Annotated in this window: 16 protein-coding genes; 11 read left to right on the top strand and 5 right to left on the bottom strand. The window is 49.1% G+C overall.

Annotation, left to right across the window (positions count from 1 at the left end; all coding sequences use genetic code 11):
• The first annotated feature begins 77 nt into the window (after positions 1–77).
• Both AAAT87_RS00815 and AAAT87_RS00810 read left to right on the top strand, forming a co-directional pair.
• Entirely contained in the window at positions 78–2,054 is a 1,977-nt protein-coding gene (locus tag AAAT87_RS00815) for a DNA topoisomerase IV subunit B (protein WP_349225355.1), read from the top strand.
• Positions 2,055–2,190: 136 nt separating this feature from the next.
• Positions 2,191–3,774 carry a S41 family peptidase gene (locus tag AAAT87_RS00810; RefSeq protein WP_349225354.1) on the top strand — a complete coding sequence of 528 codons (1,584 nt, stop codon included), beginning with the start codon at positions 2,191–2,193 and terminating at the stop codon, positions 3,772–3,774.
• Between the two features lie 357 nt (positions 3,775–4,131).
• On the opposite strand, the gene AAAT87_RS00805 is transcribed toward AAAT87_RS00810, so the two are convergent.
• Positions 4,132–5,103 carry a bile acid:sodium symporter family protein gene (locus AAAT87_RS00805; RefSeq protein ID WP_089543087.1) on the bottom strand — a complete coding sequence of 324 codons (972 nt, stop codon included), beginning with the start codon at positions 5,101–5,103 and terminating at the stop codon, positions 4,132–4,134.
• A 327-nt stretch (positions 5,104–5,430) separates the two neighbouring features.
• Here AAAT87_RS00805 and ruvB point away from each other — a divergent pair, with 327 nt between their 5' ends.
• The 4 genes from ruvB to AAAT87_RS00785 all read left to right on the top strand — a co-directional run bounded on the left by ruvB (position 5,431) and on the right by AAAT87_RS00785 (position 7,915).
• Positions 5,431–6,465 carry a Holliday junction branch migration DNA helicase RuvB gene (gene ruvB / locus AAAT87_RS00800; RefSeq protein ID WP_349225353.1) on the top strand — a complete coding sequence of 345 codons (1,035 nt, stop codon included), beginning with the start codon at positions 5,431–5,433 and terminating at the stop codon, positions 6,463–6,465.
• A 60-nt stretch (positions 6,466–6,525) separates the two neighbouring features.
• The gene (coaD, locus tag AAAT87_RS00795) at positions 6,526–7,011 is read left to right on the top strand and encodes a pantetheine-phosphate adenylyltransferase (protein WP_349225352.1); all 486 of its coding nucleotides are present in this window, start codon (positions 6,526–6,528) and stop codon (positions 7,009–7,011) included.
• Between the two features lie 19 nt (positions 7,012–7,030).
• A complete protein-coding gene (gene ybeY, locus AAAT87_RS00790; RefSeq protein ID WP_006848933.1) occupies positions 7,031–7,465 on the top strand; it encodes an rRNA maturation RNase YbeY in 435 nt (144 codons plus the stop codon).
• 66 nt (positions 7,466–7,531) lie between these two features.
• Positions 7,532–7,915 carry a hypothetical protein gene (locus tag AAAT87_RS00785; RefSeq protein WP_349225351.1) on the top strand — a complete coding sequence of 128 codons (384 nt, stop codon included), beginning with the start codon at positions 7,532–7,534 and terminating at the stop codon, positions 7,913–7,915.
• Between the two features lie 51 nt (positions 7,916–7,966).
• Here the strand turns inward: AAAT87_RS00785 and dusB are convergent, their stop codons facing one another.
• The 4 genes from dusB to AAAT87_RS00765 form a co-directional block, all read right to left on the bottom strand.
• Positions 7,967–8,953 carry a tRNA dihydrouridine synthase DusB gene (dusB, locus tag AAAT87_RS00780; RefSeq protein ID WP_349225350.1) on the bottom strand — a complete coding sequence of 329 codons (987 nt, stop codon included), beginning with the start codon at positions 8,951–8,953 and terminating at the stop codon, positions 7,967–7,969.
• Between the two features lie 87 nt (positions 8,954–9,040).
• Entirely contained in the window at positions 9,041–10,171 is a 1,131-nt protein-coding gene (dprA, locus tag AAAT87_RS00775; protein WP_349225349.1) for a DNA-processing protein DprA, read from the bottom strand.
• A 19-nt stretch (positions 10,172–10,190) separates the two neighbouring features.
• Positions 10,191–11,483 carry a DUF2851 family protein gene (locus AAAT87_RS00770; protein WP_349225348.1) on the bottom strand — a complete coding sequence of 431 codons (1,293 nt, stop codon included), beginning with the start codon at positions 11,481–11,483 and terminating at the stop codon, positions 10,191–10,193.
• Positions 11,484–11,670: 187 nt separating this feature from the next.
• On the bottom strand, positions 11,671–12,081 hold the full coding sequence (locus tag AAAT87_RS00765; protein WP_349225347.1) for an acyl-CoA thioesterase: 411 nt from the start codon (positions 12,079–12,081) through the stop codon (positions 11,671–11,673).
• A gap of 252 nt (positions 12,082–12,333) precedes the next feature.
• On the opposite strand from AAAT87_RS00765, the gene dapB reads away from it, so the two are divergent.
• From dapB to AAAT87_RS00740, 5 genes are all read left to right on the top strand, one after another.
• A complete protein-coding gene (gene dapB / locus AAAT87_RS00760; protein WP_119248609.1) occupies positions 12,334–13,095 on the top strand; it encodes a 4-hydroxy-tetrahydrodipicolinate reductase in 762 nt (253 codons plus the stop codon).
• Positions 13,096–13,173: 78 nt separating this feature from the next.
• A complete protein-coding gene (gene lepB, locus AAAT87_RS00755; protein ID WP_349225346.1) occupies positions 13,174–14,622 on the top strand; it encodes a signal peptidase I in 1,449 nt (482 codons plus the stop codon).
• A 36-nt stretch (positions 14,623–14,658) separates the two neighbouring features.
• Entirely contained in the window at positions 14,659–15,099 is a 441-nt protein-coding gene (locus tag AAAT87_RS00750; RefSeq protein WP_296972571.1) for a S26 family signal peptidase, read from the top strand.
• Positions 15,100–15,295: 196 nt separating this feature from the next.
• The gene (locus AAAT87_RS00745) at positions 15,296–16,015 is read left to right on the top strand and encodes a WbqC family protein (protein ID WP_349225345.1); all 720 of its coding nucleotides are present in this window, start codon (positions 15,296–15,298) and stop codon (positions 16,013–16,015) included.
• 664 nt (positions 16,016–16,679) lie between these two features.
• Positions 16,680–18,278 (top strand): hypothetical protein, encoded by a 1,599-nt coding sequence (locus AAAT87_RS00740; RefSeq protein WP_349225344.1) that lies wholly within the window; start codon positions 16,680–16,682, stop codon positions 18,276–18,278.
• Positions 18,279–18,496: the final 218 nt, after the last annotated feature.

The raw sequence follows: 18,496 nt of genomic DNA, 5'->3' as shown, positions 1-18,496 counted from the left end.
AGGGAGGTCAAGACGGATGTCTTTTCATCATAACTCCTTAATTTCTCTTGATTCCCCCTAAAACATAGGAGGATTTTATGTCAGAAGATAATAATGAATTGAAAGCCCCACAGGAGCAGCAGCCGGTAGAATATACCGATGACAACATCCGACACTTGAGTGATATGGAGCATGTGCGTACCCGTCCGGGTATGTATATTGGTCGTCTGGGTGATGGTAACCTGCCGGAGGATGGAATCTACGTACTCTTGAAAGAGGTGGTAGATAACTCTATCGATGAGTTCAAGATGGGCGCTGGTGCCAGATTGGAGATTGATATCGAAGATCATCTGCGGGTCAGCGTGCGCGACTATGGTCGTGGTATTCCTCAAGGTAAACTTGTCGAGGCTGTGAGCGTGCTGAATACCGGTGGTAAGTACGACAGCAAGGCGTTCAAGAAGAGTGTCGGCTTGAACGGTGTGGGTGTGAAGGCGGTGAATGCCCTCAGCTCTCATTTCGAGGTAAAGTCGTTCCGCGACGGCAAGGTGCGCCATCTGAAGTTTGAGAAAGGTATTCTGCAGAGCGACAAGACCGAAGATACCGAGGACGAGAACGGTACCTTCATCTTCTTCGAACCGGATAATACCCTGTTCAAGAACTATTCTTTCCACGATGATTTCGTGGAGACGATGCTCCGCAACTATACTTATCTGAACACCGGACTCACCATCATGCACAATGGTCGCCGCATCCTCAGCCGTCATGGTTTGAAGGATCTCCTGACCGATAATATGACCAACGAGGGTCTTTATGAGATTGTCCACATGAAGGGCGAAGACATCGAGATTGCCTTTACCCATACCAATCAGTATGGCGAGGAGTACTATTCCTTCGTGAATGGTCAGCACACCACCCAGGGCGGTACTCATCAGAGTGCCTTCAAGGAGCATATCGCCAGAACCATCAAGGAGTTCTACGGCAAGTATGAGTATGGCGACATCCGAAACGGACTGGTGGCTGCCATTGCACTGAACGTAGAGGAGCCGGTGTTCGAGAGTCAGACGAAGATCAAGCTCGGAAGTACCACAATGTCTCCGAACGGAGGCGAAACCATCAATAAGTATGTGGGCGATTTCCTGAAGAAGGAAGTAGATAACTATCTCCATATCCACAAGGATGTGGCTGAGATTCTGGAGAACAAGATCAAGGAGAGTGAGCGTGAGCGCAAGGCGATGGCTGGCGTAACTAAACTGGCGCGTGAGCGTGCCAAGAAGGCGAACCTTCACAACCGCAAGCTGCGCGATTGCCGCATCCACTTCAGCGATGCCAAGAACGAGCTGAAGGAGGCAAGCTCCATCTTCATCACCGAGGGTGATTCTGCCAGCGGAAGCATCACCAAGAGCCGCGACGTGAACACCCAGGCGGTATTCTCGCTGCGAGGAAAGCCATTAAACTGCTATGGCCTGACTAAGAAGGTGGTTTACGAGAACGAGGAGTTCAACCTGCTGCAGGCAGCCCTCGATATCGAGGACGGATTGGACGGATTGAGATATAATAAGGTGATTGTGGCTACCGATGCCGATGTTGACGGAATGCACATCCGCCTGCTCATCATCACCTTCTTCCTGCAGTTCTTCCCCGACCTCATCAAGAAGGGACATGTTTACGTGCTCCAAACCCCATTGTTCCGAGTACGCAACAAGCGAACCAAAATCAAGAACAAGCAGGCTGTAGCGGATGCTGATGCCAAGCTGGGACCTAAGGAGAAGAAGGGCGACTTCATTACGCATTACTGCTACAGCGATGAGGAGCGCCAGCAGGCCATCAAGGCGCTGGGTCCTGACCCGGAAATCACCCGATTCAAGGGATTGGGAGAGATTTCGCCAGAAGAGTTTGCCCATTTCATCGGTCCAGATATGCGATTGGAGCAGGTAACGCTGCACAAGACCGACCAGGTGCAGAAGCTCCTGGAGTATTATATGGGTAAGAATACGATGGAACGTCAGAACTTCATCATCGACAACCTGGTGATTGAAGAGGATATTCCGGAGGAAGACTCAGCACTGCTGGATTAGGTGAAGTGAAGAGTGAAGAACGAAGAGTGAAGAATTCAAGTGCTTTCGGGGGGTAACCATTGAAAAAAGCGCTGTTAACTGTTAACCTGTTAACTCTTGAAGGATTTCTCTCTTTCATAAACTTTAGTTTTAAGAAATGAAGAAATATCTATTTATTGCGCTCATGGCATTCCTGGCAGTAACTTCTGCCAATGCCCAGCTGCGCATCAAGATGGGCAAGAACAGCCCGATAGAGAAGTTGGGTAGGGCAGAAATCGCCATCACCAACCTCTATGTGGATAGTGTGGATGAGAACAAGCTCGTAGAGGACGCCATCCGAGGTATGCTCGAGAAGCTGGACCCTCATTCTTCTTACGCCACGGCCAAGGAAACCAAGGCAATGAACGAGCCGTTGAATGGAAGCTTTGATGGCATTGGCGTGCAGTTTAACATGGTAGACGATACTTTGCTCGTCATCCAGCCCGTAGTGAATGGGCCTTCCGAGAAGGTTGGAATCATTGCTGGCGACCGTATCGTGGCGGTGAATGATACGGCTATTTCGGGCGTCAAGATGAGCAAGGAGGAAATCATGAAACGCCTTCGCGGTCCTAAGGGAACAACGGTGAATCTTACTATCGTGCGCCGGGGCATCAAGGATAAGCTCACTTTCAAGGTGAAACGTGACAAGATTCCAGTAACCACGATGGATGCGGCTTATATGATTCGCCCGGGCATCGGATACATCCGTCTGGGAAGCTTCGGCCTTACCAGTCATAAGGAAGTGACGATAGCGATGGATTCGCTGAAAAAGAAGGGAATGAAAGACCTTATCTTCGACCTCGAGGATAATGGTGGCGGTTACTTGCAGGCTGCGGCTCAGATAGCCAATGAATTCCTTCAGAAGGGCGATCTCATCGTTTATACAAGCGGTCGTGCAGCTCCCCGTCAGGAGTATAAGGCGCAGGCTAACGGCAGATGGCGCAAAGGAAAGGTGGTAGTGCTTACCAACGAGTTTACCGCTTCTGCCGCAGAGATTGTTTCCGGAGCTATCCAGGATCAGGACCGTGGAGTAGTGGTAGGTCGCAGAACCTTCGGCAAGGGATTGGTGCAGCGTCCGCTTACCTTCGATGATGGCAGCGAGATTCGTCTCACCATCGCCCATTATTATACGCCTAGCGGCAGATGCATCCAGAAGCCTTATAAGAAGGGAGACAGACTGGATTATGCGATGGATCTCGACAATCGCTACAAGCATGGCGAGTTCACCAACCAGGACAGCATCCATCTTTCCGACAGCTTGAAGTATTATACTTTACGCAAGCATCGTGTGGTTTATGGTGGCGGCGGAATCATGCCTGATTATTTCGTTCCGCTGGATACTACCAAGTACACCAAGATGCACCGTCAGCTGGCAGCCAAGAGCATTGTCATCAACCACAGCCTGAAGTTTATCGATGCGCATCGCAAGGAATTGAAGAGCCAGTATAAGGATTTCAACAAGTTCCTGGCAAGCTACGAGGTTCCGTCTTCGCTCATTGAAGGCATTATCGCCGAGGGCAAGAAGGAGAAGATAGAGCCTAAGGATGAGGCTGAATTGGCTCAGACGAAGAAATACCTGGCTGTGCAGCTGAAAGCCCTTGTAGCGCGAGATATCTGGGATATGAGTCAATATTTCCAGGTTTGGAACGAGACCAACGAGATAGTTCAGCGTGCCGTGAAGCTGCTGACCACGGGGAAGTAGGGAAGGTTAAGTGAAGAGTGAAGAACGAAAAGTGCTTTGCTCGTGTAACTATAGAAAAAACGGCTGTTAACTGTTAACCTGTTAACCCGTAACCCGCCTAGCGGTAAGCTTTAAGCAATACGCCCTGAAAGGGCAGAAGCTCCTAGCCCAGGGCACCGCCCTGGGTATAATGGGGATATAACGAAGTCGCCCTGTAAGGGCAAAAGCTTTCTGATACGAAGCTTTTGCCCTTACAGGGCGTTTTGTTGGTTGTATGTTTACCCAGGGCGGTGCCCTGGGCTAGGAGCTTCTGCCCTTTCAGGGCGTGCTGCTCAATATTTGCTTCTGTAAGAATTCATGAATCCTCTCTGAATTCATTTACTTCTTCTCATGCATGCGATCCCATTTCAGATAGATTCCGGCAAGGATGGTGCCCGAAATACTGTGCCAGGCACAACTGATGGCGCAAGGCAATACGGCGAGGGGCTGAGCGGCGAAGAAGTTGCCCGCGAGAACCGTGGCAAGACCGGCATTCTGCATTCCCACCTCAATACTGATGGTACGCTTCTTGGCTGTATTGAAGCCCGCCAGCTTTCCGGCTAGCCAACCGAGACAGTAACCCAGGGTGTTGTGGCAGAAAACCACGGCAAAAGTCCAGAGGAAAAGCGATAAGCCACGAGCCACCAAGTCATCGTGAACCGTAGAAATCACACCTCCCACAATAATGGCCAGACACGTTACGCTGATGCCCGGCATCAGACTCTGGATGGTAGGGAAGCAATCCTTCTTGCCATAGATATAATTCAAAGCGCAGCCGATGGCCACAGGGATAATCGTAACTATCAGAATGTTGATGAACATTCCCACTGCATCGACATGGATAATCTCGCCTGCCGTAATCTTCATCAGCAGTGGAGTCATTACTGGCGCAAGAATCGTAGAGGCGCAGGTCATTCCCACAGAAAAAGCCACATCGCCATGGCAGAGATAACTCATGATGTTGCTCGAAACGCCGCCCGGACAGCATCCCACCAGCAGGATTCCGAGTGCCAGGGCTGGATCAAGATGCCACACATGTACCAGGGTGTAAGCCACGCCAGGCATGATGATGAACTGGGCGCAGGCACCGATGAAGACATCCAGCGGGCGCTGAGCCAGAATCTTGAAGTCGTTGGTGGTCAGGGTCAAGCCCATGGTGAGCATGATGATGCCGAGAATGACGGTTTGAGTAGTTCCGCGCACCCAGTCGAAGGTATGTGGGAAGAAGAATGTGAATACTGCTACACCTATTACGAAAATAGAGGTGTAATTGGCCAGCAACTTGCTGAGCCCCTGAAAAAACTTTAGCATAATTCTATTTCTTTTTAAAATCCTGATATTTCTCTCTTATTTGCAATCTCTTGGATGATTGTCTTTGACAATCTCTCTTCTTTCTCTCCTCTCCTCTTTCTTTCCTCGCTTTCAATATTGGGTGCAAAAGTACGTCTTTTCTACCGAATAAGCAAATTATTTAATAATTAAATATCAAATTATAACATTTTTGTTGGTTTGAGCTTACGAATCTGCACGAATCTTCTTGGATTGTGCAAAATCTGAGGCAAAATAATTCGGCTTTTCTTCTTTAATTCCGCAACAAATGTGTAACTTTGCACCCATATTATCGATAATAGTCATAGAATGAACGAAGATTTTGATATAAGACAACAGACGGTTTCGCCTGCCGAAAAGGAATTCGAGAAGGCACTGCGCCCACTGAAGTTCTCCGACTTCAGCGGACAGAATGGCGTGGTGGATAATCTCGAAGTCTTTGTAGAGGCTGCCAAGTATCGTGGCGAACCGCTCGACCATACCCTCTTGCACGGTCCTCCGGGACTGGGTAAGACCACATTGAGTAACATCATCGCCAACGAACTGGGTGTGGGCTTCAAGATTACATCAGGCCCTGTACTCGATAAGCCGGGCGATCTGGCAGGAATCCTCACCTCCCTGGAGCCTAACGATGTGCTCTTCATAGATGAAATCCACCGCCTTTCGCCTGTGGTAGAGGAGTATCTCTATTCGGCGATGGAGGATTACCGCATCGACATCATGATAGACAAAGGGCCTTCGGCACGAAGCATCCAGATAGATTTGAATCCGTTTACCCTCGTGGGAGCCACCACCCGCAGCGGACTTCTCACGGCTCCGCTCCGTGCCCGTTTCGGAATCAATCTGCATCTGGAATACTACGACCCAGAGACGCTTCAGAAGATTATCAAGCGAAGTGCGATGCTCCTGCAGGTGCCGATAGAAGATGAGGCGGCAGTAGAAATCTCCCGCCGCTCTCGCGGAACCCCTCGTATCGCCAACTCGCTGCTCAGAAGAGTCAGGGATTTCGCCCAGGTAAAGGGCAACGGAACCATCACCTTCGATATTGCCCAGATGGCTCTCAAGGCGCTCAACATCGACCAGTATGGCTTGGACGAGATAGACAACAAGATTCTCACCACCATCATCGACAAGTTCCGTGGAGGTCCGGTGGGCGTAAGCACCATTGCCACGGCTATCGGCGAAGATGGCGGCACCGTAGAGGAGGTTTACGAGCCATTCCTCATCATGGAAGGCTTCATCAAGCGTACGCCACGAGGCAGAATGGCCACCAAGCTTGCCTATGAGCATCTGGGCAGGAATCCGTATACAAGCAATATTATGCAGGGAGACTTGTTTGAGTAATGTTGAATGTTAAATGTTGAATGTTGAATTAGGGCTAGCGCCGTAAAAGGATAAACATTTATGAAGATTGGGATTTTTACGGGTACATTCGACCCATTTACGATAGGACATCAGAACATCGCCGAGCGTGCCTTGCCCATGTTCGACAAGCTCGTGATTGCAGTGGCGGTGAGCAAGCTGAAGCACGCCAGCGAGGAAATCTCGAAGCGTGTGGAGGATATTAAGGCTGTTTTCCCGAAGGAATGTTCGGAGTTGGTGGATGCGGAGGATGCATCCAAGGGCCACCGCCTTGAGGTGGTTGCCTACGATGACCTCACCATCGACCTGGCGCATCGCCTGGGAGCCAGGTTCCTGGTTCGCGGTGTCCGTTCTGCCAAGGATTTCGAGTACGAGCGAGAGCAGGCTGACATCAACAGGCAGTTGGGCGGTGTAGAAACCATCCTGCTGTTTTCCGACCCAAGATACAGCAGCATCAGCTCAACGCTGGTGAGGGAATTGAGATTCTTCGGAAGAGAAGTAGATGAATTTTTACCAAAAATAAAATAAAAATAGGAGGAAGAAGCGTATGATAACATACAATGTAGATGGCGTGAAAATGCCAAAGATCAAGAAGCGTGACACCAGTGCCTGGATTCGCAAGGTGGCTGCCTCTCATGGCCGCAAGGTGGGAGAGATAGGCTATATGTTTGTAGATGACGAGAAGATTCTCGAAGTGAACAACGAGTATCTGGGTCATGATTACTATACTGATGTCATCACCTTCGATTACGATGAGGATGATGTGATTAACGGCGACATCGTGATTTCGCTCGATACCGTCCGCACCAATGCCGAGCAGTTTGGCAAGACCTACGATGATGAGCTTCACCGTGTCATCATCCACGGCATCCTGCACCTCTGCGGCATCAATGACAAAGGTCCGGGAGAGCGAGAAATCATGGAGGAGAACGAGAACAAGGCACTTGCCCTGCTCGAAGGTGCTTCGATATTGAAGAAGTAAGAAGTTCTGATTATGGTAGGTTGTTTAAGGCAACAATAGATGATATTATCAAATATTTTTTAAACAATGGGGAATAGAGAGTGGATTGCTTTTGCAAATGAGAAAAAATGTAATCACGCAAAGAGCTTGATAAAGAGTGGATTTATTAGTTGGGTAAATACAGCTAATTTTAAAGTAGGAGATATAGTATATTTGTTTATGTCAAATACTAGAAACGTTAGATTTAAAACTCAAGTTGTTGCCGATAATTGTAAGCGTGAGGATTCTGAATATTGGCTTGAGCAAGCTCCTATGGATATTACTTTTAGATTAAAGTTGGTTGCAGAATATTCTGGAGACCAATTGAATGAAAGTGTATTGATTAAGCATGGTTTTAAGGGTGGTAGATCACTTCAAACTCCAAGCTATAAGAATGAAAATTTGATGGATTATATAAAGTCAATCTTTTAAAAGTAAAAGGGAGAAACCAACAGGTGTCTGTTGGATTCTCCTTTTTGTTTCTTATTCTATCGCCTTGATTCTCTCCCGGCATTCTTTCAATATCTCTTTCAGTTCCTCCACGGTCGTGGCTCTCAGCATGGCGATTCTCGTCTGGCGGAAATCAGGGATGCCCTTGAAGATAGGGGAGGCGGCCAGGTGGCGACGGGTGTGGAGAATGCCTCTGTACTCGTCGATGCGCTCCACGTTGATGCGAAGCTGCTCCTCCAGGAGGTCAATCTTCTCATCCACGGTTAATGGGGCTGCACCCGTATTGTCTAGATAATCACGAATTTCCTTGAAAATCCATGGTCTTCCAAAGGTAGCTCTACCAATCATCACTGCATCTACGCCGTAGCGATCAAAGGCAAGTTTGGCTTCCTCCGGGGTGGTAATATCGCCGTTGCCGATGATAGGAATATGGATGCGGGGATTGTTCTTCACCTCTCCGATGAGGCTCCAGTCAGCTTCGCCCGTATACATCTGGCTTCGGGTTCTGCCGTGGATGGTGAGCGCCTGGATTCCGCAATCCTGCAACTGCTCGGCAAGGTCGGTGATGATGAGGTTATCGCAATCCCAACCCAGTCGGGTCTTCACGGTTACGGGCACGTTTACCGCCTTCACCACCTCTCTTGTAATATCCAACATCAGCGGGATATTTCGGAGCATTCCGGCTCCCGCACCCTTTCCGGCAACCTTCTTCACCGGACAGCCGAAGTTAATGTCAATCACATCCGGCTTCGCCTGTTCTACGATTTTTGCAGCTTCCACCATATCCTCGGTGGTTCTGCCGTAAATCTGAATGCCTACAGGTCGCTCCTCATCGCTTATCGTAAGCTTGCTGACAGTGCTCTTGATGCTTCTCACCAAGGCTTCTGCCGATACGAACTCTGTATAAACCATGGCAGCTCCGAATCGCTTGCAGAGCATGCGAAAACCAATATCCGTTACGTCTTCCATCGGAGCGAGGAAGAGGGGCTGAGGCCCAAATTCTATATTACCTATTTTCATCTTATTCTTTTTGTTTGGCAAGAGGGGGCAATCCTCTTTTCTTTTGCGGCTGCAAAATTACATCTTTTTTTTGATATTGCCAAAGAGTTACTTCAAAAGATGATACATTCCGCCAGCCAATGTGCGGATGATGCCCTTCATCTCCAGCGTAAATAGGATAGAGGTGAGGCGACCGATGTCGATGTTCGATTTCACGCTGATGATGTTGATCTGCAGGTCGTTGGTCTTCGAGAGGATGCTGACGATGAGCTTCTCTTCTGTTGATAACTCCGGGAAAAGGCTGCGCTCGATGCCCTGCTGCTTGGCTCGCATCAGGGTGGCGTCATCCTGCCAGCGCATATCCTTCACGAAATCCTCGGCACTGGTGATGAGCGTGGCGCCGTTGTTGCGAATCAGGTTGTTGCAGCCCTCGCTGTAGTAATCGCCTATCCTGCCCGGGAAGGCAAAGACATCCCTGCCGTAGGATTGCGAAATATCGCAGGTGATGAGACCTCCGCCGTGAGCAGCGCTCTCTATCAGGATGCAGGCATCCGACATTCCTGCCACAATTCGGTTGCGGCGCACGAAGTTAATCTTATCCGCATTCGTACGGGTAAGAAATTCGGTGAGCAAACCGCCTTGCTCTATCATCTTAGCCGCCGTTTCCCGGTGCTGACGTGGGTAGAGGTCGTCAAGGCCATGAGCCAGAACGCCCACGGTTTCATAGCCGCTGGCGAGGGATTGGCGATGAGCCACGATATCCACACCATAAGCCAGGCCGCTCACTATCAAGACACGAGGGGAGAGCTGCTTCAGGTCGGTGATGAAGCGACGGATAAGGTCTTCGCCGTAAGGGGTGCAGTGGCGGGTTCCCACGATGTTGATGATTCGCTGCTGGTTCAGGTTGGCGTTGCCTTTATAGAAGAGCATGAGCGGCGCATCATCGCAATCCTTGAGTCGTTGCGGATAACGTTCGTCGTTCATCGTTATCGGTTCGATACCATATCTTATGTCGTATTCCAGTTCTTCTTCGGCGCGTTTTCGGGCCTCGTCGCAGTTTTGGATAGCGTTCACGAGTTTATCCGAGGCATCGGGGAGGATGTCTCTGAGGTTATTCTTATGCTCCAGGATGAGCGTGGCGGAGCCCACCTTTCTATATAGTTCCAGCATTCCTGCAAGGCTGAAATAATTCAGCCTTGTTAAGAGTATTGTATTTAATATTTCCTGTTGGTCAGCCATAATCTAAAAAAATAATTAGTTACCTCTTCAAGTATTCATACCCAATCCTGCACCTCAGGCATTCCTTCTTGTCGCAGTATTCCTTCTTCAGCTGGATAAGCGCCTGGCTATCACCGGCGTTCTCCACCTCCAATCCGCACTGCTGCCACATCCTTACTATGTGGTTATTCTCCGCCTTCAGCTCCTCCAGGAAATCGAAGGCGCGGTCGCAGTATTTCTCCTCACCCCGGTGCCTGCCGTAGGCAAAGAGGATGGGAACCACGGTGTTGATGATGAGCAGATTGAGCGAGAAAGGGGAGAGGTGCTTCTCGTTACGGATGCTCGTGCTGCCGAAGGTGTAATGGGTTTCCCAATACTCCGTAACGCTGGTAGAGAGCACCTTCTTCGCCTCCTTCACCGTAGAAGCCTCCAGCAGCTGGCTTAATCCCGCACGGCGGTTATAATAAAGATTGGCAAGCTGCGAAATGCGGATATGCGGGAAGTTCTGCGGGCGAAGTCTCAGAAAACGCCACAGTTTGTAATCCATCGGCTGCAGCGAGAACTTGTGCGAGAGATAAAGATACTCATTTCTCAATCTCGCAAAATACCCATCGTTCAGGGCGTCTTTCTGATAGCGTTCGGGGATGGTGTTCAGCTCCAGCAATCCCGCCTGCCCCATGAAGATAGCCTCTATCTGGAAGAGGTCATCTCTGTGATGATCCACCGCCCTCAGAGGCAGTTTCAGCGCCCATTGCTCAAAGGCATCGCCATTGATTCCGAAGCCATAGTTTCTGGCCAGGGTTACGAAATAGGCGTTCTCCCAATCTCCGTTGCAGCGGTGCACGCGCTCCTCTATCGCTTCTGTTTTCTGCGAGAGACGCTCTGTTTGCAGGGCGCTCATCCACGAGTGGACAGTGAGCTTGGTGAGCGATGGAATTATCTGATAGCAAGGGGGATACTGGTCGATGGTGAGCAGCTCCTGATAGTGCTTGAAAACATTCTCGGGGATGTCGAGCTGCATCTGCGTCAGCGGGGCACCCTTGGAGTTTCGGGCTTCCGTATCTATGTTGCCGCAGACGTGCAGAATCACGTTGTCGTATCTTTCGTCCTTGTCGTGGGCGTGAAGATACCAGTCGCTCGCCTTGTCGTGAATCTCCACGTTGCCCACCCATAGGGTTCCGTTGATTTTCAGCTTGGCGTTGAAGAAGTCGGGCCCTGCATTGCGGTTGTGGAGTCCGGGGGCGATAACTTCCACCTGCCTATGGTCGGTGGTGGAAAGAGGGGAGAGTGGGAAGAGTTTGTGCTTCCACACGTAGTGAAGTAGTTGCTCCATATTGTTTCGGCTTTTAGATTTCTAATTCAAGTTTCGCAAGTGAGTTCCACACGCCCTGAAAGGGCAGAAGCTCCTAGCCCAGGGCGCTGCCCTGGGCTAGGAGCTTTTGGGCCTACAGCCCGTACTTGAACCACATGCGAAACTTCAGTTTCTAACTGTTAACCTGTTAACTGTTAACTCTCAACTATTAACTCTCTCCAAGGTATTTCCCAAACGCCTTGTCGTAGTCCTCGCTGTTGCCCAGTTTGCCGTTGATGAGGCAGACGAGTTCTACGGTTGCCTTGAGGCAGAGCTTCTCATCGCTGGCACGGAGGATGTCCTGATGGAAGACGTATCTCACGCCCTGCTTCTCCAGCCACAGACGCGAAAGGAATTCGTCATCGCATCGCAGCGGAATCTTGTACTGCAGGTTCATTCTCGCCACCACGGCATCCACGCCCTTGTTGTGCATTTCGGCAAAGCTGAGGCCGCATTCCTTCAGGAAGAGATGGCGGGTATGCTCCATGTAGTGCAGATAGTTGGCGTTGTTCACAATGCCCTCAATATCGCACTCGTAATCCCTCACTTCCATCTTTGTCTCGAATATGTATTTGCTCATCATTTTCTCTTTTTTAGTTACTAAATGAGGCTAAAAGCCCTAAATCACTGCAAAAATAACCAAAATTTTCTATTTATTATTATAATAACAAGGATTTTTCAAGGTTTTTCAAAGAAAAAATTGTATTTTTGCCGAAACGTTTGGTTTGAGGAGGCAAAGAATGACGATGCAAAAACGCAATGGCAAGCTTTCTCCTTCTCCCTGCCATACGGAAATATCAGTTAGAGTAAAACAAATAAAATTTAGATAAAGATGAAAATAGCTTTGATCGGCTACGGAAAGATGGGACACATGATCGAGGAGATCGCCCTGCAGCGTGGCCACGAAATCGTATGTAAGATTGACGTGAATAACCCTGAGGATATCGACAGTCCGGAGTTCTGCTCTGCCGATGTTGCCATCGAGTTTACAAACCCTACTGCCGCTTACGGCAACTATCTGAAGGCTTTCTCACACAACGTGAAGGTGGTTTCAGGTTCAACAGGTTGGATGAAAGACCATAAGGAAGACGTGGAGAAGCTCTGCGCCGACGGTAAGCAGACCCTCTTCTGGGCCTCTAACTTCAGCATCGGTGTGGCTATCTTCTCTGCCGTAAACCGCTATCTGGCTAAGATCATGAACGGTTTCCCACAGTACTCTGTCTGCATGCAGGAAACCCACCACGTGCATAAGCTCGATGCGCCATCAGGAACAGCCATCACCCTGGCCGAGGAAATCATCGACAACATCGATAGAAAGAAGGACTGGAAGCGTGGCGTAACCTATTGGACAGAGGATGGTCATCACGATGAGGGCGATGCTAACATCACCGATGAGGATTTGGTGATCAACTGCGTACGCGATGGCGAGGTTCCAGGAATCCACGCCGTGATGTATGATTCAGATGCTGATATGATTACCATCGAGCACAGTGCCCACTCACGCAAGGGCTTTGCCCTGGGAGCCGTTCTCGCAGCTGAGTTCACAGCCAACCATTCCGGTTTGCTCACAACATCAGATTTATTTAAGTTCTAAATCAGGAATCTCGGAAATATGATCTCTTGAAATATGATTTCTTGAAACAAGATTTCTCCTGAAATTAAGAAAAAAGACATGATTGATAAACAGAAACAAAACCTCAATATGAAGGTGCAGTGGGCGAAGTTCGCAGTGGTTCTCGCCCTCTACCTCCTCTTCCTGATATGGGTAGAGAGCTGGCTGGGACTCATCGTGGTTCCGTTCATCTTCGATGTTTACATCACCAAGAAGATTCACTGGCAGTGGTGGAAGGATGAAGAAGGCCCCGTGCGCTTCATCATGAGCTGGGTTGATGCCCTCGTATTCGCCCTCGTGGCAGTATATTTCATCAACCTCTTCTTCTTCCAGAACTATGTGATTCCATCATCATCTCTCGAAAAGAGTCTCCTCACGGGCGACTATCTCTTCGTGAGCAAGGTAAGCTATGGACCTCGCATTCCTGAAACCCCGCTCACCATGCCTCTGACCCAGCACACCCTGCCGCTGGTCAACGTGAAGAGCTACGTGGAGTGGCCTCACTGGGATTACCGCCGAGTAAAAGGATTGGGCAACGTGAAGCTCAACGACATCGTGGTGTTCAACTATCCTGCCGGCGACACCCTCTGCAACGAGGAGCGCTATCAGGCGAATGATTACTATCAGATGGTTTATTCCATCGGCGACCAGATTCTGGAGCAGAACGGACAGCAGCAGGATGTGCGCGTGCTGAACCCATTGCAACAGCGCCGATACTTCGAAAAAGTGTATGCTGCCGGACGCAACTACATCGCCAGCATGCCGGGCGAATATGGCGACATCATCAGCCGTCCTACCGACCGCCGCGAGAACTACGTGAAGCGCTGCGTTGGTTTGCCGGGTCAGACCCTGCAGATCAAGAACCGCATCGTTTATCTCGACGGCAAGGCGAACAAGGAGCCTGATAATGTGCAATATACCTATAAGATGAAGCTCAAGGGCGAGTTTCCTGTAGAGCTTGCCGATGAGCTGGGAATCACCAACGAAGACCTCCTGATGTACAATCAGAGCGGCGTGATTCCACTCACCAAGAAGGCTTGTCTCGCCCTGAAGGCGAACAAGAACCTCGTGGAGAGCATCTCCATCAATGCTGATGCAATCTATGGCGACCTCTATCCGCTGAATGCCTATACCGGCTGGACAAGAGACAACTACGGTCCGGTATGGATTCCGAAGAAGGGCAAGAGCATCCAGCTCAACTTGAAGAACCTTCCTATCTACGAGCGCTGCATCAAGGTTTACGAGGGCAACGACCTGAAGGTAGATAGCCAGGGCAACATTTTCATCAACGGCAAGTTGGCGAAGAGCTACACCTTCAAGCTCGACTATTACTGGATGATGGGCGACAACCGCCACAACTCAGCCGACAGCCGCTATTGGGGCTTCGTGCCAGAGGACCACATCGTGGGCAAGCCAATCTTCATCTGGTGGAGCCACAGTCCTGACCATCCGGGCTTCTCTGGCATCCGCTGGAACCGCCTGTTCAACTTCGTAGATAACATCAAGTAACAGAAGTTTTTTGAAATCAAGAAAGCAAAGATAGATTTGAAAATCGCAGTTAAGTTCCTAATAGCTTTAGGATTGTCGCTGCTCCTGGTGTGGGCGGTGCGAACCTATGCCTTCACTGTCTTCACGGTGCCTGCGGGAGGTCTTCCTCCGCAACTGCAGGCTGGCAACCGGGTGATAGTGAATAGGATTGACTGCGATTTTTTCAATCGTGGCGAGGTGGTGGTGTTCCGGGATTCCGTCACGTATCAGCGCCGCAACCAGCGCCGCAAGATAGTTGCTGAGGCTTATTTCATCGGTAGGATAGAGAAGCTGCCGGGCGATACGATTCTTGTCGATACGGCGAGTTTCATCATCCCTATGGTATGCTGCAGGCGCTGCGGCTGCAAGGATTGCCGCTTCTATCTCCTGAAGACGCCTACCGGGCAGCAGCTGGTGCACAAGCATCAGATGATAGGCAAGGCGTATAAGCTGTTTTGAACTTTGAACTTTGAACTTTGAACTTTGAACTTTGAACTTTATGATTAGCAATAAGTTGCTAGAGTGGCTGCATATCATACAGTTCAAAGTACAAAGTAAAGAGTAATCATAAAGTTCAAAGTTCAAATCTCAAAGTTCAAAGTAATCATAAATCTCAAAGTTCAAAGTAATCATAAATCTCAAAGTTCAAAGTAAATTGAAAGCCCTTCTTTCCTCCACATATTTCGGTCCCATCCAGTGGTATCAGAAGCTGAACCGCTACGATGAATGCCTGATAGAGCGCCACGAGAGCTTTATCAAGCAAACCTATCGCAACCGTATGATCATCCCGACCACCAACGGCCCCCTCTCGCTCACCATCCCAACGAACCACAACACATCGCTGGCGATGAAGGACATCCGCATCTCCGACCACGCCAACTGGCGCCATGTCCACTGGAATGCGCTCCTCTCCGCCTATGGCGAGAGTCCATTCTTCGAGTATTACCAGGACGACATCCGCCCCTTCTTCGAAAAGAAATACGAGTTCCTCTTCGATTTCAATATGGAGACTACCGAGAAGATGATAGAGCTCCTCGACATCCGTCCCAAGATTTCAATTACGGAGGAGTATATTTTAAGTGAAGAACGAAGAGTGAAGAGCGAAGAAACAACGTTCGGCGGCCAAGGGGAAAGCCAATTTGATAGCATTGCTGATCATAAAGTTCAAAGTTCAAATCTCAAAGTTCAAAGTAAAGAAGTTCAAAGTATAGTTGATTTCCGCGATGCGATTCGCCCAAAGAAGCCGCTTCCTGACGCTGAATTCGCTCCCAAGCGCTATTATCAGGTCTATGAACAGAAGCACGGTTTCCAGCCGAATATGAGCATCCTGGACCTCCTCTTCAATGAAGGAAACGAGGCGATATTCTACCTATAAATAACCAAGGTAGAGTATCGCCTCTTTCCCTAATTATCTGCCTCATTTAAACACAAAAATGAGGCAGATAATTGGAAAATGAGGCAGAAAAGAAGAAATAATTCCTGTTTGAACAAGCTTTTGAAATCATCGTCCGTGCAGGCGTAAATAAAACGTTAAAAAAGCTAATCCATAGTTTTCTGCCCCTCAACTCATGGTTTTCTGCTAGGGAAGTCATGGGTTGGCCGATGTGAAATCGTAGTATTCTGCCTTCTCTTGTCCTTATTCTAACGATAAATGATGACCGGCATTGGTCATCTATTATGACCCGTTAAAGCCATCATATAAGCCCATTTAGCCCTCATCTCCCGTTGCCCCATTCTCCCCCTCATCAATCGGGCAGAGTTAACAGGTTAACAGTTAACACCCCAAAAATGCATACTCCCCTTCCTACACATATATAAAAATAAGTATATATATATTTAAATATAATAAGGTACGCAAGGGGAAGATAGGAAAAACAGCTGTTAACTGTTAACCCTGTTAACTCCCTGCTGCTCCCAGATGCTCTTTTAGGAAATTTAAACAAGTATGCTTGGTGGGTTCATCGAAAAGCCGTACTTTTGTACCCGACTATAACAACATCAAACAAAATACAACATCAAAACAATAATAACAACATAAAATGAAGAAACTGAAATTCCATATAGTAGGTCTTACCCACAACGACGTGAAAGGTCGTGAGGTAGAATACGCCAGGGAGGCAGAGGGCAGAACCATCTGCCTCGTGCCCGATGACGCCAATCCCTTTGATATGCTGGCTGTAAAGGCTTACGACAAGCAGCTTTTCATCGGCTATGTCTCAGCCCTGGAGGGCGAGGACGTAAGAGCCCTCATCATTGCCCGGAAGGGCAGGAACCTGCGCACCCGATGCCAGGGAAGCAACAGCAAGGAGGGTGCAGATGAGAAGTCGGGGCTCCAGCTGATAGTGGAGGCGCGCGTGGACGTCTCTGAGCAGGAGATAGAGCTGGCACGCAGGGAAATCTATGATGACGGAATCTATGACGGCTGGCACTATTCCGGACCCATTCTGCCCATCGACAAGCTGACCCGTTTCAGTGATTGTACCATGATGCTGGAAGGCGTCATCAACGACATCATCAGCATCCAGGAGCAACTCTCACGGGATTCAGATTCTTCTCATGATTCAGATTCCTCTCATGATTCAGATTCCTCTCATGATTCAGATTCCGCTGAAGCCGATAAGAACCCTCTTGATGCCGATTCCCGGTCGGCGCTGGAGGCAGAGCTGCGCGACAACCTGGAAGAGGCTAGGGAGCGGCTCAGCAGCTTCATGGAAATACAGCGAAGCGATTATTCGCGCGAGATGACGCAGACGAGAAACCGCATTCTTAACAACCTCGACCTCATAGACGATGAGGAAATCCATCGTATGGGCGAGCAACTGTATACGGAGATGGGATTCATTACCAGTTCCGCTTATCGTGAGCGTGCAGCCCAGTCTTTCTTCGTAGATGCGCCTATCGCCATCAAGAAGAAGCAGACGGGCGCCTACGACTATAAAGACCAGCTGGACGCCATAGAAAAGCAGCTCTATGCCTTCCCATATTCGCTCTATCCCACGTTCAAGGCCGACCCGGTAGATTTCCTCCGCCAGGTATTCTATAAGCGTGTGCCTCGCAAGATGATGCTCCAGCTGCTCTCGGGCATCGTACTGATGATTATGAACGGCAGGGTGAGCGATGTGAAGCAGTGGGGCAAGCACGGCAACGAGGAGGCGCTGCTAGCGATGAAGACAGTGGGGAAGAAGCCTGCGATCGGAGAGCATAATAATGAACTCAAGGAACTGGTGGAAAAGGCAGTCTTGAAGATTGCTGTTTATCAGAAGAGGGGATGTTATGGCGTGTTTCTTTCAAAAAAGGTCTATTGGTATCCAGTTTTCCGCCTGATGGGCGATTGGGAATTACTCCCATCCAATTCTCCTCAGTCGTTCTGTACTTTCTTGGAAAAGCTATTTGAAGGCAAAAAAATATCCGGTCCGAAAGCTCCTCTCTGCGGTAGGAATGATTTAAGGCAAGCAGGAGTCGCTCCCTTTTCCGACCATGAAGCATTGAAGTGGAAAGATTTGGAGCAGGAAGAGCTTGTCAATACGCAAGATGCAAAATTCAACCGTTATTGTGAGATTGTTGATGTTTTTATGGAAATCCTGAGAAATGAAGCCTTTAAGAAGGGGATAATGTTAGATGTTTGGCTAAAAGAATAATGGGCGTTGGCAGCGGATTTGTAATCAGTTGCCAACTTTTTTTTGCCTGCTTGTCTCTTTGCCTGCTTGTCTCTCGTTTATACCTCGTTTTATACCTTCATCTAATAACTTTTATACCTCTGCCCCCGATATTTTTATACGCGCCCCGTCGGCAGAGGTATAATATTTGACTTGCTTTTTTTTGTATTATCTTTGCACCGCTTTTTCGGCTGAAAGAG

This window comes from Segatella sinensis (assembly GCF_040095255.1).
Taxonomy (GTDB): domain Bacteria; phylum Bacteroidota; class Bacteroidia; order Bacteroidales; family Bacteroidaceae; genus Prevotella; species Prevotella sinensis.
Note: the sequence above shows the minus strand (reverse complement) of the source record. Positions and strands in the feature narration are given on the sequence as shown.

Bases quoted from the DNA above. Each gene is read 5' to 3' on its own strand.
- AAAT87_RS00815 (WP_349225355.1), top strand. From the start codon at position 78: ATGTCAGAAGATAATAATGAATTGAAAGCCCCACAGGAGCAGCAGCCG.
- AAAT87_RS00810 (WP_349225354.1), top strand. From the start codon at position 2,191: ATGAAGAAATATCTATTTATTGCGCTCATGGCATTCCTGGCAGTAACT.
- AAAT87_RS00805 (WP_089543087.1), bottom strand. From the start codon at position 5,103: ATGCTAAAGTTTTTTCAGGGGCTCAGCAAGTTGCTGGCCAATTACACC.
- ruvB (WP_349225353.1), top strand. From the start codon at position 5,431: ATGAACGAAGATTTTGATATAAGACAACAGACGGTTTCGCCTGCCGAA.
- coaD (WP_349225352.1), top strand. From the start codon at position 6,526: ATGAAGATTGGGATTTTTACGGGTACATTCGACCCATTTACGATAGGA.
- ybeY (WP_006848933.1), top strand. From the start codon at position 7,031: ATGATAACATACAATGTAGATGGCGTGAAAATGCCAAAGATCAAGAAG.
- AAAT87_RS00785 (WP_349225351.1), top strand. From the start codon at position 7,532: ATGGGGAATAGAGAGTGGATTGCTTTTGCAAATGAGAAAAAATGTAAT.
- dusB (WP_349225350.1), bottom strand. From the start codon at position 8,953: ATGAAAATAGGTAATATAGAATTTGGGCCTCAGCCCCTCTTCCTCGCT.
- dprA (WP_349225349.1), bottom strand. From the start codon at position 10,171: ATGGCTGACCAACAGGAAATATTAAATACAATACTCTTAACAAGGCTG.
- AAAT87_RS00770 (WP_349225348.1), bottom strand. From the start codon at position 11,483: ATGGAGCAACTACTTCACTACGTGTGGAAGCACAAACTCTTCCCACTC.
- AAAT87_RS00765 (WP_349225347.1), bottom strand. From the start codon at position 12,081: ATGAGCAAATACATATTCGAGACAAAGATGGAAGTGAGGGATTACGAG.
- dapB (WP_119248609.1), top strand. From the start codon at position 12,334: ATGAAAATAGCTTTGATCGGCTACGGAAAGATGGGACACATGATCGAG.
- lepB (WP_349225346.1), top strand. From the start codon at position 13,174: ATGATTGATAAACAGAAACAAAACCTCAATATGAAGGTGCAGTGGGCG.
- AAAT87_RS00740 (WP_349225344.1), top strand. From the start codon at position 16,680: ATGAAGAAACTGAAATTCCATATAGTAGGTCTTACCCACAACGACGTG.